The sequence below is a fragment of the Cupriavidus sp. H19C3 genome (genome assembly GCF_049393815.1).
Classification (GTDB): Bacteria; Pseudomonadota; Gammaproteobacteria; order Burkholderiales; family Burkholderiaceae; genus Cupriavidus.
In genome coordinates, this window is the sequence record NZ_CP184986.1 from 1,193,399 (window position 1) to 1,219,261 (window position 25,863).

20 protein-coding genes are annotated in these 25,863 nt (G+C 66.7%); 7 read left to right on the forward strand and 13 right to left on the reverse strand.

The window, feature by feature from the left end:
* Positions 1 to 22: 22 nt before the first annotated feature.
* Positions 23 to 1,012 (reverse strand): 3-hydroxyacyl-CoA dehydrogenase family protein, encoded by a 990-nt coding sequence (locus DFLDMN_RS24945; RefSeq protein WP_423200448.1) that lies wholly within the window; start codon positions 1,010 to 1,012, stop codon positions 23 to 25.
* Positions 1,013 to 1,115: 103 nt separating this feature from the next.
* Between DFLDMN_RS24945 and DFLDMN_RS24950 the strand changes: the two genes are divergently transcribed.
* Positions 1,116 to 2,042, forward strand: a complete 927-nt coding sequence (locus DFLDMN_RS24950) for a LysR family transcriptional regulator (protein WP_423200449.1) — start codon at positions 1,116 to 1,118, stop codon at positions 2,040 to 2,042.
* 18 nt (positions 2,043 to 2,060) lie between these two features.
* On the opposite strand, the gene DFLDMN_RS24955 is transcribed toward DFLDMN_RS24950, so the two are convergent.
* From DFLDMN_RS24955 to DFLDMN_RS24980, 6 genes are all read right to left on the reverse strand, one after another.
* On the reverse strand, positions 2,061 to 3,044 hold the full coding sequence (locus DFLDMN_RS24955) for a Bug family tripartite tricarboxylate transporter substrate binding protein (protein ID WP_423200450.1): 984 nt from the start codon (positions 3,042 to 3,044) through the stop codon (positions 2,061 to 2,063).
* A 151-nt stretch (positions 3,045 to 3,195) separates the two neighbouring features.
* Entirely contained in the window at positions 3,196 to 4,188 is a 993-nt protein-coding gene (locus DFLDMN_RS24960; protein WP_423200451.1) for a Bug family tripartite tricarboxylate transporter substrate binding protein, read from the reverse strand.
* Positions 4,189 to 4,197: 9 nt separating this feature from the next.
* Entirely contained in the window at positions 4,198 to 6,183 is a 1,986-nt protein-coding gene (locus DFLDMN_RS24965) for a hydantoinase B/oxoprolinase family protein (protein ID WP_423200452.1), read from the reverse strand.
* A gap of 3 nt (positions 6,184 to 6,186) precedes the next feature.
* Positions 6,187 to 8,244 carry a hydantoinase/oxoprolinase family protein gene (locus tag DFLDMN_RS24970; protein ID WP_423200453.1) on the reverse strand — a complete coding sequence of 686 codons (2,058 nt, stop codon included), beginning with the start codon at positions 8,242 to 8,244 and terminating at the stop codon, positions 6,187 to 6,189.
* A gap of 215 nt (positions 8,245 to 8,459) precedes the next feature.
* A complete protein-coding gene (locus DFLDMN_RS24975) occupies positions 8,460 to 9,383 on the reverse strand; it encodes a LysR family transcriptional regulator (RefSeq protein ID WP_423200454.1) in 924 nt (307 codons plus the stop codon).
* A gap of 43 nt (positions 9,384 to 9,426) precedes the next feature.
* Positions 9,427 to 10,209: an IclR family transcriptional regulator gene (locus DFLDMN_RS24980; protein WP_423200455.1), complete on the reverse strand. Its 783-nt coding sequence runs from the start codon at positions 10,207 to 10,209 to the stop codon at positions 9,427 to 9,429.
* Positions 10,210 to 10,384: 175 nt separating this feature from the next.
* Between DFLDMN_RS24980 and DFLDMN_RS24985 the strand changes: the two genes are divergently transcribed.
* From DFLDMN_RS24985 to DFLDMN_RS25000, 4 genes are all read left to right on the forward strand, one after another.
* Positions 10,385 to 12,409, forward strand: a complete 2,025-nt coding sequence (locus tag DFLDMN_RS24985; protein WP_423200456.1) for a hydantoinase/oxoprolinase family protein — start codon at positions 10,385 to 10,387, stop codon at positions 12,407 to 12,409.
* A gap of 2 nt (positions 12,410 to 12,411) precedes the next feature.
* Positions 12,412 to 14,043 carry a hydantoinase B/oxoprolinase family protein gene (locus DFLDMN_RS24990; protein WP_423200457.1) on the forward strand — a complete coding sequence of 544 codons (1,632 nt, stop codon included), beginning with the start codon at positions 12,412 to 12,414 and terminating at the stop codon, positions 14,041 to 14,043.
* 23 nt (positions 14,044 to 14,066) lie between these two features.
* Positions 14,067 to 15,290 (forward strand): ABC transporter substrate-binding protein, encoded by a 1,224-nt coding sequence (locus tag DFLDMN_RS24995; RefSeq protein WP_423200458.1) that lies wholly within the window; start codon positions 14,067 to 14,069, stop codon positions 15,288 to 15,290.
* A gap of 233 nt (positions 15,291 to 15,523) precedes the next feature.
* A complete protein-coding gene (locus DFLDMN_RS25000; RefSeq protein ID WP_423200459.1) occupies positions 15,524 to 16,201 on the forward strand; it encodes a type 1 glutamine amidotransferase domain-containing protein in 678 nt (225 codons plus the stop codon).
* 16 nt (positions 16,202 to 16,217) lie between these two features.
* Here the strand turns inward: DFLDMN_RS25000 and DFLDMN_RS25005 are convergent, their stop codons facing one another.
* The 3 genes from DFLDMN_RS25005 to DFLDMN_RS25015 all read right to left on the reverse strand — a co-directional run bounded on the left by DFLDMN_RS25005 (position 16,218) and on the right by DFLDMN_RS25015 (position 20,509).
* The gene (locus DFLDMN_RS25005; RefSeq protein ID WP_423200460.1) at positions 16,218 to 18,380 is read right to left on the reverse strand and encodes an FUSC family protein; all 2,163 of its coding nucleotides are present in this window, start codon (positions 18,378 to 18,380) and stop codon (positions 16,218 to 16,220) included.
* 178 nt (positions 18,381 to 18,558) lie between these two features.
* Entirely contained in the window at positions 18,559 to 19,128 is a 570-nt protein-coding gene (locus DFLDMN_RS25010; RefSeq protein WP_423200461.1) for a lipocalin family protein, read from the reverse strand.
* A gap of 67 nt (positions 19,129 to 19,195) precedes the next feature.
* Entirely contained in the window at positions 19,196 to 20,509 is a 1,314-nt protein-coding gene (locus DFLDMN_RS25015) for a phospholipase D-like domain-containing protein (protein WP_423200462.1), read from the reverse strand.
* Between the two features lie 355 nt (positions 20,510 to 20,864).
* On the opposite strand from DFLDMN_RS25015, the gene DFLDMN_RS25020 reads away from it, so the two are divergent.
* On the forward strand, positions 20,865 to 22,820 hold the full coding sequence (locus DFLDMN_RS25020; protein ID WP_423200463.1) for a kelch repeat-containing protein: 1,956 nt from the start codon (positions 20,865 to 20,867) through the stop codon (positions 22,818 to 22,820).
* A 186-nt stretch (positions 22,821 to 23,006) separates the two neighbouring features.
* Here DFLDMN_RS25020 and DFLDMN_RS25025 read toward each other — a convergent pair whose 3' ends face one another.
* The 3 genes from DFLDMN_RS25025 to DFLDMN_RS25035 form a co-directional block, all read right to left on the reverse strand.
* Positions 23,007 to 23,450 carry a hypothetical protein gene (locus DFLDMN_RS25025; RefSeq protein ID WP_423200464.1) on the reverse strand — a complete coding sequence of 148 codons (444 nt, stop codon included), beginning with the start codon at positions 23,448 to 23,450 and terminating at the stop codon, positions 23,007 to 23,009.
* Positions 23,410 to 23,832 (reverse strand): hypothetical protein, encoded by a 423-nt coding sequence (locus DFLDMN_RS25030; RefSeq protein WP_423200465.1) that lies wholly within the window; start codon positions 23,830 to 23,832, stop codon positions 23,410 to 23,412. Before DFLDMN_RS25030 ends, DFLDMN_RS25025 begins: the two co-directional genes overlap by 41 nt.
* A gap of 149 nt (positions 23,833 to 23,981) precedes the next feature.
* Positions 23,982 to 24,947, reverse strand: coding sequence for a LysR family transcriptional regulator (locus DFLDMN_RS25035; protein WP_423200466.1), 966 nt, complete (start codon positions 24,945 to 24,947; stop codon positions 23,982 to 23,984).
* Positions 24,948 to 25,043: 96 nt separating this feature from the next.
* On the opposite strand from DFLDMN_RS25035, the gene DFLDMN_RS25040 reads away from it, so the two are divergent.
* Positions 25,044 to 25,817, forward strand: coding sequence for an HAD family hydrolase (locus tag DFLDMN_RS25040; RefSeq protein WP_423200467.1), 774 nt, complete (start codon positions 25,044 to 25,046; stop codon positions 25,815 to 25,817).
* Positions 25,818 to 25,863: the final 46 nt, after the last annotated feature.

The window sequence follows — 25,863 nt, forward strand, 5'->3', positions numbered from 1 at the left end:
GAGCAATGGGCGTGAGAACGCCTCAGGGTTGAATCTCGGGGAGTTCCGCGGCAATCAGGCCGAGCCCCGCGCGCAGCAGACGGTCGTACCGGGCGCGCTCCGCTTGCATCGCCTCCGGCGTCCAGCGATAGAAGCCTTCGCCCGCTTTCATGCCGTGACGACCGTCGGCCGCCCGCTCGCGCAGGCACTGCGCGGGCAGGTCGGCATTGCAGAAGGTGGGATACATGGTCGCGGCCGCGGCCGCATGCACGTCGATGCCGGCGTGATCGCGCTGCATGACGGGTCCGGCAGCGAGGAAACGAAATCCGAAGCCGAACCGTACCGCGGCATCGACATCTTCCGGCGAGGCAATCCCGCGATCGATCAGGTCGAACGCCTCGCGCGAGAGGGCATGCTGCAGCCGGTTGGCCAGGAAACCGGGGAGATCCTGCCTGACCTTGACCGGCACCATGCCGCAGCGGCGCATGAATGCCATCAGGGCATCGGCGGCAGCCATGCTGCTGGCCTCTCCCAGCACCACCTCCACCAGCGGCACCAGATGCGCCGGCATGAAGAAATGCAGGCCGAGCAAGCGTTCACGTGTCGATAGTCCGCTGCCGATGGCGCTGATGGGAAAGCTCGAACTGTTGCTGGCCAGGATGGCGTTGGGCCGGGCCACATCCACCAGGCGCGCAAACAGCGCCTGCTTCACGTCCAGTCGCTCCGGCACACACTCGATGACAAGGTCGACCGACGCCCAGTCGATGGCATCCAGATCGGCCACCACCCCCACGCGAGACGCACCGTCCTGCCGGCCGATGGCTGCGAGGTTGGTGCCGATCCGCGCCGGCAGGGCACCTGCCTTCGCGGCATCGGGCTCGACAATGGTGGTGCGGCACAGTGCGCGGGCAAGCACCACGGCGACGTCCGCGCCCATGGTGCCGCCACCGACCACGACGGCATGCGACGCGCCCGGACCGGCGAGGTTCGGTTGCGCTACGTCCTGCGGTTGATTTGCGTTCGTATCCTGCATGCTTCCATCCTGTCTGACGCGAGAGCCGATGCGGCGCCGATCATGACCGTGATCGATCGCATCGGACAATTGGATAAAATGATCCCAAAAATGGATCAATGCCATGAAAGTCAATCTGTCCATGCGCGACATGGAGACCGTGCTCCTGCTCGGACGCGTGCTCAACTTCCGCCAGGCGGCTGCGCAATTGCATCTGTCCCAATCCGCCTTGTCCGCGCAAATCCTGCGTATCGAGGAAGCCCTCGGTGTGCGGCTGTTCGAGCGCACCACACGCACGGTGCGGCTCACGGCGGCCGGCGAAGTCTTCGTCAGGCAGTCCGCCTACGTGCAGGCAGCCTTTCGCGAAGCCGTCGATGCGGTCAGCGGGATTGCCCATGCCGAGCGCGGCCACGTCGCCGTGGCGGCCATGCCTTCGCTCGCGGCCAAGCTGCTGCCGCGTGTGCTGATGGCGTTTCAACGCGCCCATCCGGCAGTCACCTTCAAGGTCTTCGACACGCTGTCGGGCCCGGCCTTCGACCTGGTGCGTGCCGGCGAGGTCGACTTTGCGCTGACCGCGGCCGATCCCGAGCAGGTCGACCTGCAATACGAAGCCATGATGTCCGATCGCTTCGTCCTGCTGATACCGAAGTCACATGCCCTCGCCCGAGGCAAAGGGCCGATCCGGTGGGCCGACACCGTCCATCTGTCCCACATCTCGATGACGCATCCAAGCAGCGTACGGCAGTATTCGGAATGGGCTTTCCTGCAGAACCGCATCCGCTTCCAGCCGCTGTTCGAGGCGGAGCGGCTGCAGACCATCGCCGCCATGGTCGAATGCGGTTTCGGCGTGGCGGCACTGCCCGAAATTGCCGCCAGCACGGTGGCCCATCCGGGCATCGTCGAGCGATTGCTGACGGCACCGGTCACCAGGCGCTCGATCGGCCTGGTCACGGCGCGCAACCGGACCCTTTCGCCGGCCGCCGCCGCGTTGCTCGGCATCCTGCGCGCGCATCTGGCCGAGCGCCGCGACCACACCACCAGGTCGCGCTGAGACGCTTGCACACCTGCGTCAGTCGACCGTCGCGCCCGTATCCTTCACGATCTTGCCAAGCCGCCTGGACTCGCTGCGAATCAGTGCCCCAAACGCATCGGGCGTACCGCCAACCACGGGCGTACCGATGGCCTCCCATCGCGAGCGGAACTCGGGTTCCTTGAAGATCTCGTTGATCACGCCGTTGAGCTTGAGGACGATCGCCTGTGGGGTTCCCGCCGGGGCGGCAATGCCGTGCCACGCGACAAACTCGAAACCGGGTACGCCGGCTTCTGCCAGCGTCGGCACATCCGGCAACGCCGGCGACCGCGTTCTGGTGGTGACTGCCAGCGGACGCAGCTTGCCCGCCTTGATATAGGTCAGCGAGCTTGCCAGGATATCGAACATGACCGGTACCTGCCCGCCGAGCACGTCGTTGAGCGCGGGGCCGGCGCCCTTGTAGGCAACGTGCTGCATCTTCGTACCCACCGCCGTATTGAACAACTCGCCGGCCAGGTGTTGCGGCGTGCCGTTGCCCGCCGAGGCAAAGCTGTACTCGCCTGGCTTGCTCTTGACGGCCGCGATGAACGACTTCACATCCGTCGCCGGCATGCCCGGATTCACCTCCAGTACCAGCGGAAACGCGGAAATCTGGATGATCGGCGTTAATTCCGTCTGGGGGTTGTACGACAGATGCTTATATAGCGTCGAATTGACCGCCATCGGGCCGCTCGCGGCGAGCAGGATCGTATAGCCATCCGGCGTGGCCTTGGCCACCGCGCCGGTGCCGATATTGCCGCCCGCACCGGCGCGGTTCTCCACCACCACGGGTACGCCCAGCCGCTGTTGCATGCTGGCCTGCAGCAGCCGCGCCATGAGATCGGTGGGACCGCCCGGCGGGTACGGCACGATGAAGTGAATCGGTCTGGAAGGATAAGCGTCCGCGGCCGCCGCCAGGCCGACCGCGCCCGGCGCGGAGGCCATCAGTACGCCGGCTACGGCGAGTCCAGCGTTGATCTTCATAAATGTCTCCACCCTCTTCTGCTTGTAGTGTGGGGGAGTATAGGGGTCACGCATTCATTTCGGAATCTGCATTTTTCGATTGATTGATCTGCACCGCCGATCAACGCCCGGGGTGCCCATGGACGGCAGGAGCGGTCCATGGCCCCCCGGGTCAGGCCAGCGGCACGTCCGCCGCCATCATCAGTGCCTTCCACCGGATCAGCTCATCCTGCAGGAACGCCGCCATTGCCGTGCGTGGCGACGGGGCGAACTGCAGAAAGCCCATATCGCTGACCGACTTCTGGATACGGTCCTTGGCGATCGACTGGTTGATCTCCCGATTGAGCAGGTTGAGGATGTCCTCGGGCGTCCCCTTGCGGGCGAACAGCGCATGCCACGACACCACGTCGTACTTCTCGCGGATAAAGCTGGCGATGGTTGGCAACTGCGGCGCAAACGGCAGCGGCTGGTCGCTGGTGACGCCGAGTACCATCGCGCGCCCGGCCTGCACCATCGGCGCCGCCACCGACCACGCCTCGAACATGAACGCCAGCCGCCCGACCACGAGATCGCTGGTAATGCGGTTGTCCTTGTACGGTACATGGACCACCGCCGGCAGGCCGATCTTCTTCAGGAAGATCGATGCCGCCACGTGCGACGAGGTGCCGATACCATAGCTGCCATAGCTGGCCGACTGGGGATTGCGCCTGAGGTAGTCCACCAGCCCGGGCAGGCTCCGCACGCCGATATCCTTGCTCACCGTCAGCACCAGCGGCAATTGCACGGTGCGTGCGACCGGCACGAAGTCGGCGAGCGGATCGTACGGCAGGTTCTTGTACAGCAGCACGTTGGTCAGGAACGTGGCCGTGCTGTACAGCAGCGTATGGCCGTCCGGCCGCGCCCGCAGGACCCCCGCCGTGCCGATGCTGCCGCTCGCACCCGGCTTGTTCTCGGGAACGAACTTGCCGCCGAAGCGGGAACCGACGTCGGCCATGATCAGGCGGCCCATATAGTCGGTACTGCCGCCCGCGGTAAAGGGAATGACGACGCTCACGGGCTCGGCCGGGTACGCCGACGGCTTCTCGGCCCAAACCTGGCGCGGAAGCGCGGCTGCCGCGCCCAGCCCCATGAGCTGCTGGATGAAATGTCGACGTTGCTGACTCACGGCAGGCTCCTACCAGGCCACGACCGGGAGGTCGGCATGCCGGCCCGCCAGCTCGCGGTAGGCCGCATGGACCGCGTCGGCACTGCCATCTCCCACGGTATCGCCCAGCGCCGCGAAGATCGAGTTCTTGACGTAGTGGCGCCATGTCACGGGCACCTGCGCCAGGATCGTGGTAAGGGCGTCGTAGCGGGGGCGCGACCACACGGCTTCGAATGCCTCGCGCCGGTCGCCGTAGCTGAAGTGCGGACCATCGCGCCACAACGGGCGCGCGCTACGCAATGCCTCGGTGGCCCGCCGGTCGACCTCGCCTTCGTCCGACAGCGCCACGCCGTACACCTCGCGCGCCGCCGCGCGGCTGACAAAGCCCGCCGCCACATCGCGTGCCACCTGTTGCGCGCAACGCTCGAACGGATCGCCATAGCCGCCGCCACCCGGGCCGATGATGCGTAGCACGTCGCCCGGATTGCAGTGCACCACGTCCGAGTTGACGAGATCGATCTCGTTGTCCTGGCCTGGATTGCGCAAGAACTGCGAATTGCCGCCGGCCCTGCCGCCCAGCACGCCCCACGTGCTGAAGCGCGTGCGATTGCGATTACGCGCGGTCACCACCGAGTTCGGCGAGAAAACCTTGAACTCCATCACCATGCCAAGCCCGCCGCGATACTTGCCGGCGCCGCCGGAGTCGCGCACGAGGCCGTACTTCATGACCTTGATCGGCACCTCGGTCTCGATCATCTCCACCGGCGTGTTCTTCAGGAACGAGCGGTTGCCGCCGCTGCCCTCGGCGCCGTCGTCGGAGACCGAACCCCCGCCACCGCCGCTGATCGGACCGATCGACGCCATGATCAGCCGGCCCCGGCGATCGTGGGTCTTGACGTTCATCAGCGAGGCGCTGCCCGCCGGCGCCGCCGCCAGCTGGGTCGGCAGCGCCTGCTGGAATGCGCCCAGCACGGCCAGCTGCGACACCGCCACGGTCAGGCTGCGCATGCCGCAGGCGGCCGGCGCCTCGGCGTTCATCACGGTGCCCTTGGGCAGAATGGCGCGCGCCACCCGCGAGGTGCCGGCATTGAGCACGAGGTGCGGATTGAGCGTGGCCAGCACATAGATCAGCGCGGGTGTCACCAGCGCATGCCGCTCGTGGCCACCGGTAGGCATGTTCAGCGACGAGGCCAGTTGCGGATCGCTGCCGGTAAAGTCCATGACCAGCGCGTCGCCGCTGACCCGCAGCGTGCAGGCCACGCGACACGGATAGCCATTGACCGAATCCTCGTCGGCATAGTCGGCAAAGAAGTACTCGCCATCGGGGATGGCGCGCACGACTTCGCGCGCCTGCCGCTCCGCATAGTCGAGCAGTTCCTGTTGCGCGGCCTTGAAGACGTCGATGCCGAAACGCCGGATGATTTCCTGGATGCGGCGCTCGCCCGAGTTCATGGCCGCGATATGCGCCTTGAGATCGCCCCAGTTCTGGTCCGGCGTGCGCACGTTGAGCAGCAGGATATTGAGCACATCGTCGTTGAAGGCGCCGCCCTGGACCAGCTTGACGGGCGGAATGCGAATGCCTTCCTGGTGCACTTCGTTGAGCGAGCGCGACAGCGAGGCGGGCACCGCGCCGCCGACGTCGGTGTTATGGACGTGGCCCGCGACAAAACAGACCAGTTCGCCCGCGTGGAAGACCGGCTTCCACATATGGATATCGGGCGTATGCGTGGCCACGTAGCCACTGTACGGATCGTTGGTGATGCAGATGTCGCCCTCGCGGTAGTCCTGCACCAGCGGCAGCACGCCCGAGTAGTCGATGCCGGTGTACCACGTGGCGCCGAGCCCTTTGGGCGAGGCGAAGGTGGCGCCCTGCGGCGTTACCAGTTGCGTGGTGAAGTCCTCGGTTTCCTTGACGAACGACGAATGGGCGGTACGCATGACCGTATAGGCCATCACCTCGGTCGCGGCCGCGCAGTAGTCGGCCAGAATCTGTAGCGTTGCGCGATTGAGTTTCATCGGTTAATCCTGTTGGGACGACTGCTGGGCGGAAATGCGCAGGTTGCCGAAGGCATCCACCCGGACCTGCATGTGCTGCGGTACAAAGGTGGTGGTGTCGTCCTGGGTGACGATGGCCGGCCCCGCGAACGTCTGCGTCGCCAGCAACTGGGCACGCCGGTACACCGGGGTCTTGCGCCAGCTGGCGTCGGACCACACCTCGACCACCGCGGCCGGGGTCGGGCTGCCGCTGCCCTCCGCAATGCGCGGCATCCGCGGCTGCGGTGTCTTGCCGCTTACCACCAGGCGCAGGCTGACGATCTGGATCGCCGCATCGGGGTCGCTATGGCCATAGAGCTTCTCGTGCGCGTCGTGAAAGGCCTGGCGCAGCGCCGCGAAGTCACCCGCCTCGATCGCATGCTCGGCGAGCACTGCCTCGATCTCGTAGGACTGGCCGCGATAACGCATGTCGGCGGAGTAGACCAGTTGCGCCTCGCCGCGATAGTCCTGCTCCTCGCGCAGCCAGTTGACCGCGGTGCGATGCAGGCGGCGGAACTCCTCCTGCAGGAGCGGCACGGTGTCAGGCTCCAGGTCTTCATAGACCGTCTTGATGAAATCGTTCTTGAGATCGGCGATCAGGCCGCCCATCGCGCTCAGCACGCCAGGGACCAGCGGAACGATGATTTCGGTCATCTCCAGCTCGCGCGCCAGCAGGCAGCCCATCATGGGACCCGCGCCGCCGAACGGCAGCATGGCCATCGAGCGCGGATCCACGCCAAAGCGCGTGACCAGGCCGCTGACCTTGGCAAACATGCCCGAGATCGCGATGTTGATAATGGCCTCGGCGGTCTCTTCCACGCTCTGGCCCAGCACCGTGGCCAGGGTGCCGACCGCGGCGCGCGCGCGTGCCAGGTCGACCTTGACCGCGTTGAAGCCGATCTCGCCCTGCCCCACGATGCCGCATACGGCAAACGCGTCGGTGATGGTCGGACGCTCGCCCCCACGGCCAAAGCAGGCCGGGCCCGGGCTGGAGCCGGCGCTGTCCGGCCCCACCTTGAGCACGCCCAGCGAATCGACCCACGCGATCGAGCCGCCACCGTCGCCGATCGAGGTCACGGACACCGAGGGAATGAAGATCTGATGCTCGCCGATATACTCGCCGATCCCGTACTGCGGCGCACCGTTGACGATCAGCGCCACGTCCGCGCTGGTGCCGCCGATATCGAGGCTCATGCATTCGGGCACGTCGCACTCCTTGGCCACGAACGCCGCGCCGATCACGCCCGACGCCGTGCCGGAGAGAATCATCTGCACGCATTCGCGCTTGGCCTGCTCGGCCGTCATGACCCCGCCGTTGGACTTGGTCACGCGCGGCTCGGGCTGCACGCCGGCCTGCTTGAGCGCGCGCTGGAACGCGCTCAGGTAGTGCTCCACGCGTGGCTGCACGTAGCCGTTGATGACCGCGGTAGTGGTGCGCTCGAACTCGCGCACGATCGGCCAGATCCGTGCCGAGCTGAACACGGCCAGCTCCGGCGCGAGGCTGCGGATCATGTCGCACGCGGCCTGCTCGTGCGCCGCATTGCGGTAGGCATGGAGGAACGAGACCACGATGCCCTGCGCACCGGCCTTCCGGGCCAGCGCCACAGCCGCTGCCACGCTGTCGAGATCGAGCGGCTCGTCCACCGAGCCATCGCGAAACAGCCGCTCGCGCACGCCGAACACCATCTCGCGCGGTACCAGCGGGGCCGGACGCTTGGACAGCAGGTTGAACATGCTGGGCAACTTCAGGCGGCCCAGTTCCAGCACGTCGCAGAACCCTTCCGTGACGAACAGCGCGAGCTTGAGGCCCTTGCGCTGGATCACGGCGTTCACGCCGACCGTGGTCCCGTGCGTGAAGTACGTCACGTCCGCTGGATCGATGCCGTAGCGCTCGCCAAGCGTCCGGATGCCGGTAATGACCTCCGCACCGGGCTCGTCGGGCCGCGAGAAAACCTTGAGCGCCTGGACCTGGAGCGTTTCCTCGTTCAGTACCGCAAAATCGGTGAACGAGCCACCGATATCCACACCAATTCGATAACCCATAAGAATGTCCCAACACGTTGATTGCCGTTGGCGGGACCCGTCCCAACCCTGGACGGTCGCCACAGCGCGACGCCTGGTTTGCGTCCGCGGGACGGTTGAGGCCGCGCTGTGGTTGGGAATGTAGTTGTCGTGCCGATGACGAACAACTGATCCTTTTTCAGAGGGTCATTCCAGAATTTCAGAGCGCGGCGAAGGGCATGGCGGCCCGTGGAAAACTAGGCCGGCAGCGGCTGCCCGATCGCATCGAGCAGCCAGCGCCGGAACGCCGAGATGCCGGGCGCCGCGATACGGTCGGGGGAATACAGCAGGTAGTAGCACTGTTCCGGCCGGTAGTACGTACCCGACAGCTTGACGAGCTTGCCTTGCTCGAGCGCCTGAGCGGTGAGGTAGTCGGGCAGCAATGCGCAGCCCAATCCGCTCACGGCGGCCTGGAAGCCGAGCGACAGGATCGAGTAGCGGGGTCCGGCCGACGCGGCGCCCCCGTCGATGCCCTGCGTCCGCAGGAACTCGGTCCATGCATGGGGAAACAGCGATTGATGCAGCAGCGGCAGTTGCGCCACCTCCGCGAGCGACGTGGTGGCCGGTGTCAGGCCGCGGTCCGCCAGCAGCGATGGCGCACACACCGGGTAAGCTTCGATGCCCATGACGAGGTCGTTGCCATAGCGCGTGGGCGGATTGGCGTTGGTGACGATCGCGACATCGAGCCCCTCCTCGTTGAGATCGGGCACGCCGGTACGCGTGGTGATATTGAGCGTGATGTCCGGATGCGCCTTGGCGAAATCGGGCAGGCGCGGCAACAGCCAGAACGAGGCGAACGACGGCACCACGGAGAGGTTGAGGCTGCCACTTTCGCCACGCGTCGCCATCAGGTCGGCGGTGGCGTCATCGAGGTCGTCGATGATGCGCGTAATGCGCCGCAGGTACTCCTTGCCGGCCACCGTCGGCACGATGCCATTGGTGGTTCTTTCCAGCAGCTTGAGCCCGACAAACTGCTCCAGCTCGGACAGCTGCTTGCTGACCGCGCTCTGCGTCAGCGACATCTCGCGCGCCGCGAGCGTGATGCTGCCGAGGCGCGACGCCGTGGCGAACGCCAGCAGGTTCGAAATTGCCGGCAGGTGGCGCCGGCCGATACGTTTCATCGCGGCTTATCGAGTGTCATCGGGATCCATCGCCGACGCCACGTCAGTGCGCGCGCACGGCATTGGTAATTGCCCCCGCGCATTCTCGCACCATCGGACCCAGCTTGCCCACCACGTCCTCCTGCGTCCAGCGGCTGCTTGGCGCCACCACATGCACGGCCGCCACCGCGCGCCCGTCCTTGTTGTACACGGGAGCGCCCACGTTCAGATGGCCGACCCAGTATTCCTCGAAGTTGGTCGAGAAGCCCCGCGCGCGGCTTTCGCGCACCTGGGTCAGGATCGCGTCCGCGTCCGTCACGGTATAGGCGGTAATCGGCGTGAGCGGCGCCGCCGCCAGCAGTGCGCGCACCTCCTGGTCGGGCAGGCCGCTCAGGTACGCCCGCCCCGCCGCGGTGCAATACATCGGCATGCGACTGCCGATGGCCATATGCGCGACGATCGGCTTGCGACTCGTGAACGAGGCCACGTACACCATATTGGTGCCGCACGGCTCGGTCAGGGATACCGTCTCGTCGCAATTGCTGTTCATTGCCGACAGGAACGGGTTGGCGCTCTCGATCAGCGTGTTGGCTGCCACATAGTTGCAGCCGATCTCCATGACCTTGGTCGCGAGTTCGTAGCGGCGGGTATGGGGATCCTTGGCGACATAGCCGAGTGCCTCGAGCGTAAAGACGATCCGCTGCGCCGAGCTGCGCGTGATGCCGACCGTCTCGGCAATCTGCCCCAGGCTCATCAGCCGGTTGCGCGCCCCGAACGCGGCAAGGATCGCAAGGCCCTTCTCCACCGACTGGTTGAACATCGGCGATTGTCTGCTGGCGTTATCCATCGTGCTCCCCCGGGTTCGTTACAACTTCATCGATATGCGATTGCAAATATCCGTTTACCGATGATCACAACGTTTATAGACTCATCTTCATCGGTATGCGTATTCAGTGTATCGCATAGCGATTAAACAGAGAAGCACTTCGAGCAATGGTTCACGACCGTACGGGGACAAATCCATGAGAGTTGGCGTCGAGGTAGGGGGCACCTTCACCGATCTGGTGGCACATCAGGCGGGAGGGATTCAGGTCATCAAGGTGCCGAGCACACCGGCATCGCCCGATATCGGGGTGCTCGACGCCTTGCGCGCCGCGCGCATCGATGTCTCGCAGATCGAGGATTTCGCACATGGTTCGACGGTAGCCACCAACGCGGTGCTTGAACGCAAGGGTGGCAAGGTTGCATTCGTGGCCACCGAGGGCTTCCGCGACATCCTGTTTCTGCAGCGTCACGACCGCAAGCAGATCTATGACCTGTTCTACCGCAAGCCTGCCCCGCCGGTGCGCCGCAGCGATTGCTTCGAGGCCCACGAGCGCGTGCTGGCGGATGGCTCGGTGGCCACGGCGCTGGACGAAGCGCGCTTTCGCGCGGAGGTCCTGCCCCGGCTGGAAGCCGGCGGCTTCGATGCGGTCGCCATCTGCCTGCTCAACGCCTATCGCAATCCCGAGCACGAACAGCAGCTGGCCGCATGGATCCGCGCCGCCCTGCCGGCGATCTCCGTTACCTGCTCGCACCAGGTCGCGTGCGAATTCCGCGAATACGAGCGCGCCAGCACCGCGACGTTGTCGGCCTTCGTGCAACCGGTGATCGCCGGCTACCTGCAGCGGCTGACGGCGGCGCTGACGCGCGACGGTTTTCGCGGTCGCTTCTCGGTGATGCAATCCAATGGCGGCCGCCTGCCCGCCGACGCGATGCGCGACAACGCCATCAGCGCGCTGTTCTCGGGCCCCGCGGCCGGCGTGGTCGGTGCCGTGCGGCAGGTGATCCTGTCCGGCTACAAGGACATCATCACCTTCGACATGGGCGGCACCAGCTCCGACGTCTGCCTGGTACAGGACGGCAAGCCGACGCTGGCGCCCGAGACCGAGATCGATGGCCTGCCGGTGCGCACGCCGGTACTCGATATCGTCTCGGTCGGCGCCGGCGGCGGCAGCCTGATCTGGATCGACGATGGCGGCATGTTGCGCGTGGGCCCCGAGAGCGCGGGCGCGCAACCCGGGCCGGCCTGCTATGGGCGGGGCGGCACGCTGCCCACCATCACCGACGCCCACGTGGTGCTGGGCACGGTCCGGCCGGAGGCGTTTCTCGGCGGCGATATGGCGCTCGACGTGGCGGCGGCGCACCGGGCCTTCGATCGGCTGGCCGCGCACTTCGGCCTGCCGGTCGAAGCCGTGGCCTACAACGCGGTGCGCCTCGCCAACGCCAATATCGTGCGCGCCATCCAGCTGGTCTCCACCCAACGCGGGCGCGACCCGCGCGATTACGTGCTGGTGCCGTTTGGCGGCGCGGGCCCGATGCAGGCCGCACAGATCGCCGAGGAACTGGGCATCTCGCTGGTAGTGGCGCCGCCCAACCCCGGCGTGACGTCCGCGCATGGTCTGCTGGCGTCGGACTTTATCAAGTACGAGACCATGACCCATCGCGTGCAGGTGGACGACCACACCTGCGATGCGTTGCGCGAACGCTTTGCGGCGATGCGGCAGCAGTTGCAGGCCCAGTTCACGCGCATGGCATTCGACCAGACGCTCGACTTCAGCTTTACGCTGGAAATGCGCTACGTCGGACAGGCCTTTGAAGTGCCGCTCGAACTGGACGGCAAGGCGCTGGCGGCACTCGATCGGCGCGCGCTGGAGGCCGGCTTTATCGATGCGCACCACCGCATCTATTTCCATAGCGACAAGACCGGCCGGCCGATCGAGGTGGTGGCGCTGCGGGTGGGCGCCACCGTGCCCACCGGGCACCTCCCGGCGGTGAGCAGCGAGAGCGTCCATGTCAATGCGGGCCGGCGTGGCGAGCAGGCCCTCTACGACGGCAAAAGCTGGACGCCCTGCCGGCGCGAGCCGGTGGCCGCGCTGCCGCCCGGGGGCGAACGCCTGGCCGGCCCCGCCGTGCTGGAGGACTACACCACGACCGTACTCGTGCCGCTGGGCTGGACCGCCGCGGTGGACGCCCACTCCAACCTGATCCTCGCCAAGGAGGCCTGAGCATGACCGTGAATCCGTTCGACAACGCCATCATCAGCCAGAGCATCCTGGCGGCCGCCCGTGAAATGGGCATCAAGCTGATCCGCTCGGCGTACTCGACCATCCTGCGCGAAGCCAGCGATGGCTCGGCCGCGATTGCCGACGTCAATGGCGACGTGATCGCCCAGGCGGAACTGATCCCGATCCAGCTCGGGCCGATCGGCATGACGCTCAAGCAGTGCCTGCAGCGCTTTCCGGCCGAGACGATCGGGCCGGACGACTTCATGATCACCAACGATCCGTATTCGGGCGGCCAGCACTTGCCCGACGTCTATATCTTCTGCCCGATCTTCTTCCGCGGGCGCCTGGTCGGCTTTTCGGCGAGCGTGGCGCACCAGATCGACTTCGGCGGCGGCGCGCCGGGGCTCGATCCCGGTGCCACGGATATCTACCAGGAGGGGCTGCGCCTGCCGCTTACGCGCTGGTCGATCAGCCGTGACTGGAACGGCGGCCCGCTCGAACAGCTGGTGCGTGCCAATATCCGTGTGCCCGACCTGACCATCGGCGACATGAATGCGATGTTCGCGGCCAATGCGATTGCCGCCGCGCGTATCGCCCAGCTCTGCGAGAAATACGGCGACACGATGGTGACCGAGGTGATGGCCGAGATGGCCAACTACTCGGAACGGCGCTTCCGCGCCGCCATCGCGCAGTTGCCCGACGGTGTCTACCATGGCGAAGACGTGATCGACGACGATGGCACCAGCGACGAGCCGCTGGCGATCAAGGTCAGGGTCGAAGTGGCCGGCGACAGCGTCGCGATCGACTTTACCGGCAGCAGTCCGCAGGTGCGCCGCAATCTGAACTCGCCGTTCTCGTGCACGGTTTCGGCCGCGGTGACCTGCGTGAAATCGATCCTGACCTCGCCCGATATTCCGTTCAACGACGGCATTCTGCGCGCCATGCGCATCAGCGCGCCGTATGGGTCGATCCTCAACCCGGCACCGCCCTCGCCCGTGCGTGCGCGGCTGGAAGCCAATTACCGCATCTATAACGCGATCATGCGCGCGCTGGCGCCGGTGGCGCCGGACAAGGTCATCGCCACCGGCTTCGACACCCTCACCGCGGCATGCTTCTCGCTGCAGCGCGGCGAAGGCTATAGCGTCTACCTGGAGATCTTTGGCGGTGGCTATGGCGGCTCGCAACATGGCGACGGCTGCGATGCGATGGACTCGCCGCTCTCCAACTGCGCCAATACGCCGGCCGAAGCGCTGGATATGGAGTACGACTTCTTCCGCCTGGAGCGCTATGCGCTGGAAGCCGATTCCTTCGGCCAGGGCAGGCACCGCGGCGGTGCGGGATTCAGCCGCGAGTACTCGGTACTCAAGGATGGCGTGGTCTTTGCAATCTACGCCGACCGCTATCGCTACGCGCCCCAGGGGCTGTTCGGCGGCGAGGAAGGCCAGCGCGGCTACTGCGAGCTCACGCGCCATGGGGTGACGGAGCGGCTGGCATCGAAGTCGATGGTCACGCTCAACCGCGGCGATCGCGTCAAGGTGTTCATGGGCGGCGGCGGCGGCTACGGCAACCCCGCCGAGCGCGACGCGGCGTTGATCGAGGCCGACCGTGCCAACGGCATGGCCCTGGCGCAATAGACTGACATTGGGGAGCGAACATCATGAAACGAGCTTCATGGAAGACTGCCGGCCTGGCCTTCACGGCGGCACTGGCCGCCTCCGCCGCGCACGCGGAGATCTCTGACGGTGTAGTCCGGATCGGTCTGCTGACCGATATGAGCGGCGCCTTTTCGCAATTCTCGGGCCATGGCTCGGTGGTCGCGGCGCAGATGGCGATCGACGACTGCCTGGCCAGGGAGTGCAAGGGCCTCAAGATCGAACTGCTGACCGCGGATCACCAGAACAAGACCGATATCGCGCTGGCCAAGGCGCGCGAGTGGGCCGACGTCAACAAGGTGGACGCCTACGCCGACATGGTCAATTCCGCGGTGGCGCTGGCGATGTCCAACCTGGCCGTGCAGAAAGGCAAGGCGGCGCTGTTTGCGGGCGGCCCGGTGCGCATCTCGAGCGAGGATTGCCAGCCCGACTACACGGTGCAATGGATGTGGGACACCTATTCCCAGACCGCGGCGGCCATCAAGGGGCTCGCCAGGCCGGGGCAAGGCTGGTTCTTCGTCACCGTTGACTACGCCTATGGCAATGCCGCCGTGGCCGAGGCGCGCAAGCAGCTCGACGCGATTGGCGCACGCACCGTCGGCGAATCCAAGCATCCGCTCAACAGCAGCGACATGTCGTCGCAGATCATCGCCGCGCTGCAGTCCAAGGCCGATGTGGTGGCCTTTGCCAACTCCGGCGCCGATGCCGCCAACGCCATCAAGTCCGCCAGCGAGTTCAAGCTGTCCGCCAGAAAGCTGCAGGCCGCGTTCTTCCCCACCATCTACGAGATCAAGGGGATTGGCCTGGAGCAGGCCAAGGGGCTGCGCTTTCCCGAGAGCTTCTACTGGGATATCGACGACGGCACGCGGCGCTTCAGCAAGCGCTTCATGGAACGCTACAAGAAGGGACCGCCCTCGCTCACCCACGCGGGGGTGTACTCGTCGGTCTATCACTACCTGAAGGCGGTGGCGGCTTCCGGCTCGGACGATGCGCGTACGGCGGTCCGCAAGATGCACGAGCTGCCGATCCAGGACGACGTGGTGCGCAACCCCAAGCTGCGCCCCGACGGCCGCATGGTGCACGACTACTATTACTTCCGCGTCAAGACGCCCCAGGAGTCCAAAAGCGAATGGGACCTCTATGCGCTGGAGCGCACGCTGCCCGGCGATGAAGTGTTCCTGCCGGTGGCGCAGAGCCAGTGCCGCGTGTTCAAGAACCCGTCCAACTGACGGCCGCGCCGATGCCGCCGAGGCCATGGCATGGTTAGCCGCATCTGGAGATTGCGGCCGGCGTGCCATGGTATAGCCTGCTCGACAGGCGGCGCGATTCGCGATGTCGAGACAGGGATGGAACGATGCGCGATGCACCGATGCACGAGGGATGCACCGATGCACGAGGTATAGGCAGCGCTGTCCTTGCCCCCCGGTCGCCCCGGGGGCGTTCAACCCGGAAGGAGCCCATCATGACCGTCAAGCATGTGCTGTTCGTATTGACCAATGCCGCCGAGATCGGACCCAACAAGCGCCCGACGGGCTACTTCTATCCGGAGGTCGCCCATCCGTTCGAGGTGCTCGACCGTGCCGGCGTCGCCATCGAATACGCGTCACCGCGCGGCGGCAACCCGCCTTTCGACGGCTATGACGACCACGATCCCGTGCAACGCGCATTCAGCCAGAGTCAGGCCGTCCGGCGCATGGCGCACAGCCGCAAACTGTCGGAAGTGGATGTGCTCGACTACGATGCGATTTTCTTTCCGGGCGGGCTCGGGCCGATGGTCGACATCGCCAACGACCCCGACGTCAAGCGCGCGGTGCTGCGCGCGTGGAATGGCGGCAAGATCGTGTCAGCCGTATGCCATGGGCCGGTCGCGTTCCTCGGCGTCAATCTGGATGACGGCACCCCGCTGGTCAAGGGTCGCCGCCTGACCTCCTTCTCCCGCGCCGAGGAAGAAGGCTATGCCATGGCCGATGTGCCGTTCATGCTGGAAGATGCGCTGCGCGAAGCTGGCGCCGAGTACTCGTCGGCCGCTCCATGGCAGTCGAAGCTGGTGGTCGATGGGCGGCTGATCACGGGCCAGAATCCGGCGTCGGGAACCGCGGTTGGCGAAGCACTGGTCGCCGCGCTCCAGGGCGTCAAATAAAGCACGCCGCGCCTCGCTACGGCGCGCGCGCATCAAGGGTGGGTCGATGCGCAGGCGGGTCGGCCAGATAGCGGTCGAGTACCGCCACGCAATGCCGGACCGCCTGTTCCAGGTCGTCGGCCGGCGCCGCGGCAGCGGCCAGCGTCGGCGCCGGTGTACCCGTCTTCAACGCTTGCAGCATGTCCGCCGCCAGCGCGTCGTAGCGATCGGCGCGCTGGCGCTCGTTGGCAACGGACGGGCCGTTGCGCAACACCTCGATCACCGCGGCGGCACCGCACACCGACCGCAGCGCCACGACCAGTTCCCACAGATGCGCCATCCGGGCCGAGTGCCGATGGCCTTCGAGCAGCATGCGCTCGCGTGCCACTTCCAGCCGCGTGCTGGCCAGCCCGGCCTCGCGCTGGAGGCGGTCGAGCGCGGCGCCCGCAAGCCCCTCCATCCGCAGCGCCGCCGAGGCAAACGCCAGATTGGCGGCAATCGCGCTGGAGATGGCGGCCGTGACCGCGTTGTGCCCCGTCGCCGGCCATAGCAGAAAGCTTACCGCCACGCCGACGCAGGCGCCGACGCATTCATTGACCAGGCGCGCCAGCACGAGTCCCTGCGCGGGATGGATGAAGTCCGACAGCATCATGAACATCGGCGTCAGAAACACGACAAACAGGCCGTAGTTCACCAGTCGCAGTGCCACCGTCACCACCGCAAGCGGCAGGATCGCCAGGGTCATGGCGAGCGGCCCGGACAGACTGGTCAGCAGCACCGCGGCAATGGCGCCGCCGACCAGGCTGCCGCAGGTGCGCTCCGCGATGCGCAGCCAGGTATTGGCCGAGACCGGCTGGGTCACCACAATGGCGGCGATGGCGGCCCAATAGGCGAACGTCACGCTCAGCCAGGTGCCCACCCCATAAGCCAGCACGGCCGCCACGGCAACCCGCAGCGCATGGCGCCAGACCACTGTGTCGATGCGGAACGCGCCGGCAGCGGGCGATGCCGAGGCTGGTGCGACAGGCGTGACAGGCGTGGCAGGCGTGGCAGGCACGGCGGGCACGGCAGGGAGCCGGGGCGGCGCGGACGAACCCGCCGCCATCGGCTGCGTGCGCTCGCCCAGGTGGCCGATGGCCAGCGCGGCGAAGGCGACCGCGCGTGCCGCGGGATCGTCGCGCCCGGCCGTACACTGCAACAGCGCCGCCGCTTGCTCCATCAGCGCCGCACCACCCTGCTGCACCTGCCGCACCTGCCGCACCTGCCGCACTTGCCGCACTTGCCGCACTTGCCGCATCTTCTGTACCTGCGCGGTCACGCTGTGCAGCAACGCGCGCAGTGCCTCGAGCATGCTCTGCGTATGTTCATCCTCTGGCAACAACCCATGGCGGCGGCAATGCCCCAGCGCGATCAGCGCCGAGAAGACCCTGCCCGCCACATCGATGCCCTGGCCCAGGACCGGATGATGGCGCACATCGTGCGCGGCCAGGGCGCGCCCGCGCTCGATCGACATGCGCACCGCGCGCCGGTAGACCGTATCGAACTCCGCCCAGCCCGACGCATCCAGGTCGGCGCGGGCATCCAGCGCGACCAGGCGTTCCGCCATGCCTTCCAGCCTGCCGAAGATGGTGGCCAACGTCAGGCATGCCGACTGGGGAAACGGGATGGGCCAGAGGTAGACGCAAAAGACGACGGTCCACACCGACCCCATCAGAAAATAGCCGGCAAGGGCCAGGGCGCCGCCCAGCGGCGCCGGCGACGCAATGCCGATCACTACCGCCAGCGAGGCGATCAGTCCGGCCTGCGCCGGCCCGGGCCCGAGCGCGGGCTGGTAGGAGCGCGTCAGTCCGCACAGGAACACCAGCCCGAACAAGGTCACCACGCTGGCCGCGTAGCCCCAATGCGCACCGTAGGCGGCCAACGGCAGCACCAGCACGCCCAGCGCGATAAAGACGGCCATGGTCTTCAGACGCTGGGGCTGGGGCCCTTGCGGATCGCACAGACAGGTCCAGAACGCCGCGACCGCGCCAAACGCGATCTCCGGCCGCGCGAGCAGCGCCGCCGCACAGAGCATCGGCGCCATGGCGAGCGCCGCGTGCATCCCTTCGGCGAGCGCGATCCGCTCGGGCGTGATCGCAAACACATGCCCCTCCGCACGCAGGGTACGACGGCTGACCAGGGATACGAGCTTGCCGATCATGGGCATGGCACCTCCGCGGTGCAAAATGGATTGACGCGCGACGCGCACAGGCCGCGCCCCGCAGACCACCGCCCCGGCCCGACCCGACGCGCGCGCCGGCCTCCGCGCGCGATGGCCGCTAACCCATTCTAAGCAACTTCCCGCGTTGGCGAACCGCGCGCACGCCGCGCGCAGACGGCTACTGTGCCGTCATGCGCAGCATCGAGGTGTCGTACCCGAGGGCACGCGCCCGCGCCACCAGCGCTTCGCCCTGTGCCATGGATGGCCGTGGGTCTCTGGTCAGGATCCACAGGAAGCGACCCGACGGCTCGCCCACGATGGACCACGTGTAGTCGTCGGCATGGTCGAGGACCCAGTAGTCGCCCACGTAGAACGGCCCGAAGAACGACACCTCGAGCTTGGCGTTGCCGCTGCCCGGCACCACCCGCGCGCGGCCATCGGAGGTGCGGGGCTCACCGTCGGCACGGGCGCCGCAGGTATTGCGCACCGAAATCAGCCCGTCGTCGCGCTTGCCATACTCGGCGGTCACGCGATCGCAACCCCGCTCGAAGCGGTTCTCGTAGCGCGCGTACTCGTACCACTTGCCGAGATAGCGCTCCAGGTCGACCGGCCTGGCCGGCTCCGGCACCGCCGCGTTGCCGCGCTTGCCGCCGGCGAAAGAACCGCACGCCTGCAGCAGCAGCGTCGTGCCAAGCAAGGCCGCAGCAAACGCGGCCACCGTGGAAATACGTACCAGCGATCGTTGCATCGATTCTCTCCTTGCGCACCAGGCTGCGCGCGAATACGGTTGTGGGCACCCGCAGACCATTGGCCCCTCACAGCTGCGATCCGATCAGGGACGACACCGCATCGGCCATCTTCTGCCGCCACGGCCGGTGGCGCCACGCATCGTAGGTAATGACGCGCGACTGCGTGAGATCCTGTTCGAAGATCGCGGTCTGCTGCGCGGCAAAGCCGGCATCCAGGATATTGAGCGTGGCCTCGTCGTTGAGCCGGAACGAGCGGTTGTCGAAGTTGGTGGAACCGACCGACACCAGCAGCCCATCCACGATCATGACCTTGCAGTGGTACATGGTCGGCTGGTATTCGGCGATCAGCGCGCCGGCCTTCAGCAGATTGCCCCAGCGCTGGCGCGAGGCCGACCGTACGGTTTCCGCGTCGATATGCTCGCCCGGCACGATGATGCGCAACCGCACGCCGCGCGCCACGGCGGCCAGCAGGGCCTTTTCCGTGACGGCATCCGGCACGAAGTAGGACGCCGACAGATCGATCGACGTCCTGGCCGCCGTGATTGCCAGCTGGTACATCAGCGCCATGCTCTCGCTGCCGCCGGTGGGGGAGCTGCTGAACATCTGCGCGTGGCCGTCGCCAACGGGCTGCATGATTGGGAAATAGGCCTCGCCGTGGGGCACCGTGCCGGACACCTTGATCCAGTTGTCGACGAACACCGCCTGCATCTGGCCGACCACGGGCCCTTCCACCTCGAAGTGCGTGTCACGCCAATGGTCGGGGTCCTGGGCATTGCCGGTCCACTCGGGCGCGATCCCGACCCCGCCGGTAAAACCGAGCACGCCATCCACGATCAGCAGCTTGCGGTGCGTGCGGTTATTGAGCTTGCTTAGCGTATACCAGCGCACCGGGTGGAACTTGCGGACTTCCGCGCCGGCGTTGGTCATGATATCGAGCACGGACTGCTCGACCTTGGAGCTGCCTACCGCGTCCAGCAGCACGTGCACCTTCACGCCCTGGCGCGCCCTCTCGGCCAGCGCTTCGGCAAAGGCCCGGCCGATATCGCCGGACCAGTAGATATAGGACTCGAAATTGATGGTCTTCCGCGCGCGCCGGATGGCATCGAGCATGGCGGGAAAAATTTCGTCGCCATTGCGCAGCACGCGGTAGCGGTTGCCGCCCACCACCGGGGGGCCCAGTAACACGCCGAGTTCGTGGGCAAACTGGGGGTCCTCGATGCTGTAGACCCGGTCGACCCGCCGCTCGATCTGCTTGTCGCCGCCGCCGAAGCTCCAGAAGATGGCGCCACACACCGCCGACAGTACGACAAGCGCCACCAGCGCGACGAAAGAGATCGCGGTACGCGGAAAGATTCGTCCGGCGGCATATCGGCGGGTCATGTCGTTCTTGTTCGATGTTGCGGCTTCCGGTCTCGCGCATCCAGTGCCGAAAAGTACCCGGCGCCCGCGCGGGGTAACAGGCCGCGGCCATCTTCCCACGGGCCCAATCCGCACACCATCGGTGCGCCTCCTACACGCGCGGTACAGGGACCTGTACAGGCCCGTACAGGTCCCCTACAGGCTCGCTACAGGCTCGCTACAGGCTCCGGCCAGCGGCAAGCCGTGCGATGTTATATTTAGCACGCATTTAATAAAGGTCGGGCCGGGGCAAGACCGGCGTCCCGACCGAAAAAGTACGCGCCGCGTCCGGGAATGCCGGGCAGCGTCGCACCATAACAAATCACGGGAACGGGCCATGCTAGCTACCTTCGCAGCTACCTTTGCAACCTTCGGCGCGCCGCGTCGGATGCGCCATGCCAGCCATGTGCTGCATCGATTCTTATGCCTGACCTTGCTGCTGGGCGTGTTTGCGGCGCTGTCCGGCTGCGGCTCGGATTCCACCACTGCGCCGGCGGGCCTCGCGTACAACATGCCCTCGGCGGTGTATGAAGCAGGCCAGCCGATCGTGGCCAACCGGCCCAGTGCCAGCGGCGATCCCGTGGAGCGCTACAGCGTAGCGCCGGCGCTGCCGGCCGGCCTGACCCTCGACCCCGCCAGCGGCGTCATTACCGGCACGCCAGCCGCGGTCTCCGCCGCCACCGTGTATGTGGTCACGGCGCGGAACGCAGGCGGCAGTGCCACCACCCGCGTACAGATCGAAGTGCGTAGCGCGACGGCGGCGCCCGCCGGCCTGACCTATGGCGCGGCAGCGGTGGTCTACACCGTCGGCACGCCGATTCCGACCAGTACTCCGACCAGCACCGGCGGGCCGATCGGCGCCTACACCATCGCGCCGGCCCTTCCCGCCGGCCTCAGCCTGGATGGGCAGACCGGCACCATCAGCGGCACGCCGACCGCCACCTCGCCCGATACGGCCTACACGATCTCCGGCAGCAACGCCGCGGGTGTGACCACCGCCACGCTGCGCATCACCGTACAGCCTGCGCTGATGGCGCCGGCCAGTGTGGTGTACGCAACGCCGAAGGCGCTGTATGTCACCGGCGAGGCCATCGTGCCGAATGGCGTGCAGACCACCGGCGGCGCGCCGGCGGCGTACGCGATTGCGCCCGCGCTGCCGGCCGGGCTGAGCCTCAACACCCAGACCGGCGTGATTAGCGGTACCGCACAGGCCATTCAGGGCCTGGCGACGTACACCGTCACCGCCAGCAATCTCGCCGGAACGACCCAGGCGCAGGTCCAGATCGGCATCACGTCGCGCGGCAGCGTGGCTGCCGTGGCACCGATTCCCGGCGCCCGGCATTACTTCGCGGCCACCAGGCTGCCCAATGGCAAGGTGCTGGCCACGGGCGGTTACGCCGGGTCCGGCGTCACCAACAGCGCGATGATCTTCGACCCGGCCACCAATGCCTGGACGGCCGCCGCCTCGATGCTGGCCGGTCGTTCCGACCACACCGCGACGGTGCTGCTGAACGGCAAGGTCCTCGTCATTGGCGGTCAGCAAGATATCCTGACGGCGCTCGCATCGGCCGAAATCTACGATCCGGCCACCAATACCTGGCAGGCGGCGGCCAGCATGTCCACGGCGCGCGTGCGCCATTCCGCCACGCTGCTGCCCAACGGCAAGGTGCTGGTGATCGGCGGCTATGATCCGGCCGGCAGCATCACGTTCTGGCAGACCGCGGAGCTGTACGATCCGACCACCGATACCTGGACGCCGATGACCACGCAACTGAGTCAACCGCGCGGCCAGCACGGCGCCGAGTTGCTGCCGGGCGGCAACACCGTGCTGCTGATCGGCGGCGTCAACCGTACTGGCTACGTGCGGACAGCGGAGTTCTTCCCCGTGGACGATAGCGGCACCACCACGGCAACCGATCTCGGCATCGAGGCCAACGTCTGCCAGTCCGTGACCCTGACTGACGCCAGCGTGCTGGCGGCCTGCGATACCGGCAGCACGGCATGGCGCTATGTGCCGGCCACGGGGACCTGGACCACTAGCACCTATAACGGTCCGCGCTCCCTGCCGTTCTTCGTGGCCCTGGCCGACGGCCGCGCGCTGATCGCCGGCGGCCTCGATCTGGCCACTACCGAAATCTACAACCCGGACTTCAACACCTGGACCGCCGGCGCGCCGCTGACGCAAGGCCGCCGCGCGGGTGCGGCAGCCTTGCTCAACGACGGCAATGCGCTGCTGATCGGCGGCTACGCGAACAACAACGACGTTGCCACCACGGAACGGTTCGCGCCCTGAAGGCGGCGACGGGCCCTTTCCGCTCGTCCTGCCGCGTGGTGGCACGCGGCGGAGGCCCACTCCGGGCCCCGCCGGCCGCCACGCTCCCTTCGGGTCCGAGATGTACCGGGCAGGCTCAGGCGGCCGGAGGTTGCGGCAGCCGGCGCCCCGGACGGGACAAGGACTGGACAAGAACGGGGCGTCGCCTTATTCGACCGTTACCGAGTTGTATGTGATGGTGTATGTCCCTTCAGGGTAGACCCAGGTCCGGCCGAGATTGATACGCAGATCCTCCAGATATGAGAACGTGTAGCGGCTGATTTCCACACCGCGCTCGGTGGTCCTGCAATTGACGTCGATAGCCATCCCTGTCAGCGTTGCGCGGATCGTGCTTGCCGAATAGCGTCCTCCGCTCTGGCAGGAAACCGACTGTTCTTTCGCGCGCCCTTCCATGGCGCCCTGCCAGGACAACACTGTGAATGTCGTCCGCGAGTCCGGCTTGATCGGCATTAGGCGCCTGGCAGGCGTCTTCAGCAGCGTGTACTCCGTCGGCGCCTGTTCCGCCGCACCGTACCAATGATCCTGCTGGATCCTGGTCCACGCGGATGTGTCACCGAGGAACAAACTGCTGAATACTGGCTCGCCGTCCATCGACGTCCCCTGCGTACGACACCGCAAGATCATCGCGGTGACCACAGTGCAATCTGGTCTGAAGCTCTTCGGTCGAAAATACCTGCCGAATCTCGACATCGTCCTCCACGGCTTCGAGCCATTTCCTGACAGACGGGCTCTGGGCCAATTGTGGATCGGCTTCCGCGCGGCTCAATGCCGTATCCGTGAGTGGATGGCGCTTCGATTGCGACATCTCCATCGGGTCCGCCGCAAGCGTCGTGTGAATGGGCAGCAATGCCCAGAGTGCCAACAACAGAATCCTTACCATTCGTCTTGTGATTGTCATTGTCATGGGGACCCGGAAGAGAATGCATGCCAGGGAATAAATCAGGCGAGAACCTATCATTGCCATGATGGACATGTCGTGTGTCTCGAAGGGGTATGTTGTCATCCCCCAACGACAAAATTGCCATCATGTCGTTTTTGTTATATCTCACTGCTCCCCTGCTGCCCTCGTTGCGGCCTTCCTTGCTGCGCCCTGCCAGACCGATGTGACCGCGTGCAGGCCGCCTATGGCTGGCGCGCTGATCGCCAGGGCGGTCTGGGGCCCAGCGCCTGGCGCAGCATCTCGACAAACAGGCGCGTGCGCATGGAGGCCTGGCGCGATTGGGGTACCAGCGCCATCACGTCGGCGTCGGGCAGGCGGTATGCGGGGAGCAGCGCGACGAGACGACGCGCGGCCAGGTCGTCGGCGACGTCCCACTCCGATCGCACCATGATCCCCTTGCCGCTCAGGCACCACTGGCGGACCACGTCGCCGTCGTTGCTTTCCATGGCCGGACGGACGCGAACCGTGTGTTCGCGGGCGGCGCGCGCCCCGCTTCGGGCACTGGCCCGGCTCTCCGCAAAGCGCCACAGCGTCACGTCCTCCTCGTTCTCGCGCAGCACCAGGCAGGCGTGTCGCGCGAGATCGGCCGGGGTGTCGAGCGGCGTGGCCTTTGCCAGGTACGCCGGCGCCGCACACAGGATGCGGCGGTTGGGCGCGAGGCGGTGGGCAATCCAGCGGGAATCGGGGATGGTGCCGATGCTGACCAGCACGTCGAACGCATCGCGCCCATGCACCGGCTGGCGCGGCAGCATCAGGTTGTCGGAGAGATAGAGCTGCACCTCGAGATTGGGATGAGTGCCGTGAAACTGCGCCAGCAGCGGGCCAAGATAGCGGCGCCCGAAGCCGAACGGCCCGTGGATCTTGAGCTTGCCGGCGACCGTCTGGCTGCGCTGCTGCAAAGCTTCCTCGATCGCCTGCATCTGTTCGAGCACGCCCGTGGCCTGTTGCGCCAGCAGATGACCTTCGTGCGTAAGCTGCAGACGCCGGGTGGTGCGCTGGGCGAGGCGGATACCGAGGCGCGCTTCCAGCTGGTTCAGGCGCTTGGTTACCGCTGGCGGCGTGACATTCTCCTCGCGCGCGAGCGCGGCCAGGCTTCCGAGGCGGTCCAGTGCCAGGACGAAGCGCAGGTCTTCGACGTCGAGCTTCATTATTAACCTCTAGGTGAATTAACAAATTCTATGGCATTAACCACCTGAGCGCACGGCTTGCCTACACTGACGGCTCGATATCGGGAACCCATCACCATGAGATCCGCCTCCGACGTACGCACCAGCGTGCCCGCCGCCACTACCACCGCCACTACCACCGCCACGGCCAGCGCCACGGCCACCGCCGCGCCCAACGCTGTACCGGCCGCGGCGCCCTCCGCCCGCCGCTACGACTTCGTCCTCTTCGATCTGCTGACCGCGCTGCTGGATTCGTGGTCGCTGTGGAACAGCGTCGCCGGCGGCGAGGTGCCGGGCCGGGCGTGGCGCGCGGCGTACCTGAAGCGCACCTATGCGTGCGGCGCCTATCGTCCCTATGAAACGCTGGTGCGCGAGGCCGCCGCCGAGACCGGCCTGCCACCCGCGCTGGCCGACGCGCTCGAGGAACGCTGGAGCGAACTCGCGCTGTGGGACGGCGCCGCCACGGTGCTCGCCACCCTGCGCGGAACGCACGGACTCGGCGTCGTCACCAATTGTTCGGAGCGGCTCGGGCGGCTCGCGGTCGAGCGCCTCGACGTGCCGATGGATGTGGTGGTGACATCGGAGCGGTCCGGCTTCTACAAGCCGGACCCGCGCCCGTACCGGCAAGCCCTGGACGAACTCGGCGCCACCGCGGCCAGCACCCTGTTCGTGGCCGGCTCTGGCTTCGACCTGTTCGGCACCTCGGCGGTCGGACTCGATACGTACTGGCACAATCGCGTCGGGCTGGCCTTGCCGGCGGGCGCTCCGGCGCCGCTGCAACAGGATCCGCAACTGCTGCCGGTGCTTGATCTCCTGGGCGCACGCGGTGACCGTGCGCGGCGGCAGGGCTGATCCGTGCCAGACCCCCTGCCCAGCTCCGGAACGCCCACCCATCGAC

Coding starts and splice junctions, on each gene's coding strand:
- DFLDMN_RS25000 (WP_423200459.1), top strand. CDS start 15,524: ATGACCGTCAAGCATGTGCTGTTCGTATTGACCAATGCCGCCGAGATC.
- DFLDMN_RS25010 (WP_423200461.1), bottom strand. CDS start 19,128: ATGCAACGATCGCTGGTACGTATTTCCACGGTGGCCGCGTTTGCTGCG.
- DFLDMN_RS24970 (WP_423200453.1), bottom strand. CDS start 8,244: ATGGGTTATCGAATTGGTGTGGATATCGGTGGCTCGTTCACCGATTTT.
- DFLDMN_RS25005 (WP_423200460.1), bottom strand. CDS start 18,380: ATGATCGGCAAGCTCGTATCCCTGGTCAGCCGTCGTACCCTGCGTGCG.
- DFLDMN_RS24995 (WP_423200458.1), top strand. CDS start 14,067: ATGAAACGAGCTTCATGGAAGACTGCCGGCCTGGCCTTCACGGCGGCA.
- DFLDMN_RS24980 (WP_423200455.1), bottom strand. CDS start 10,209: ATGGATAACGCCAGCAGACAATCGCCGATGTTCAACCAGTCGGTGGAG.
- DFLDMN_RS24990 (WP_423200457.1), top strand. CDS start 12,412: ATGACCGTGAATCCGTTCGACAACGCCATCATCAGCCAGAGCATCCTG.
- DFLDMN_RS25035 (WP_423200466.1), bottom strand. CDS start 24,947: ATGAAGCTCGACGTCGAAGACCTGCGCTTCGTCCTGGCACTGGACCGC.
- DFLDMN_RS24985 (WP_423200456.1), top strand. CDS start 10,385: ATGAGAGTTGGCGTCGAGGTAGGGGGCACCTTCACCGATCTGGTGGCA.
- DFLDMN_RS24975 (WP_423200454.1), bottom strand. CDS start 9,383: ATGAAACGTATCGGCCGGCGCCACCTGCCGGCAATTTCGAACCTGCTG.
- DFLDMN_RS25040 (WP_423200467.1), top strand. CDS start 25,044: ATGAGATCCGCCTCCGACGTACGCACCAGCGTGCCCGCCGCCACTACC.
- DFLDMN_RS25030 (WP_423200465.1), bottom strand. CDS start 23,832: ATGTCCATCATGGCAATGATAGGTTCTCGCCTGATTTATTCCCTGGCA.
- DFLDMN_RS24950 (WP_423200449.1), top strand. CDS start 1,116: ATGAAAGTCAATCTGTCCATGCGCGACATGGAGACCGTGCTCCTGCTC.
- DFLDMN_RS25015 (WP_423200462.1), bottom strand. CDS start 20,509: ATGACCCGCCGATATGCCGCCGGACGAATCTTTCCGCGTACCGCGATC.
- DFLDMN_RS24965 (WP_423200452.1), bottom strand. CDS start 6,183: ATGAAACTCAATCGCGCAACGCTACAGATTCTGGCCGACTACTGCGCG.
- DFLDMN_RS25020 (WP_423200463.1), top strand. CDS start 20,865: ATGCTAGCTACCTTCGCAGCTACCTTTGCAACCTTCGGCGCGCCGCGT.
- DFLDMN_RS24945 (WP_423200448.1), bottom strand. CDS start 1,012: ATGCAGGATACGAACGCAAATCAACCGCAGGACGTAGCGCAACCGAAC.
- DFLDMN_RS25025 (WP_423200464.1), bottom strand. CDS start 23,450: ATGGACGGCGAGCCAGTATTCAGCAGTTTGTTCCTCGGTGACACATCC.
- DFLDMN_RS24955 (WP_423200450.1), bottom strand. CDS start 3,044: ATGAAGATCAACGCTGGACTCGCCGTAGCCGGCGTACTGATGGCCTCC.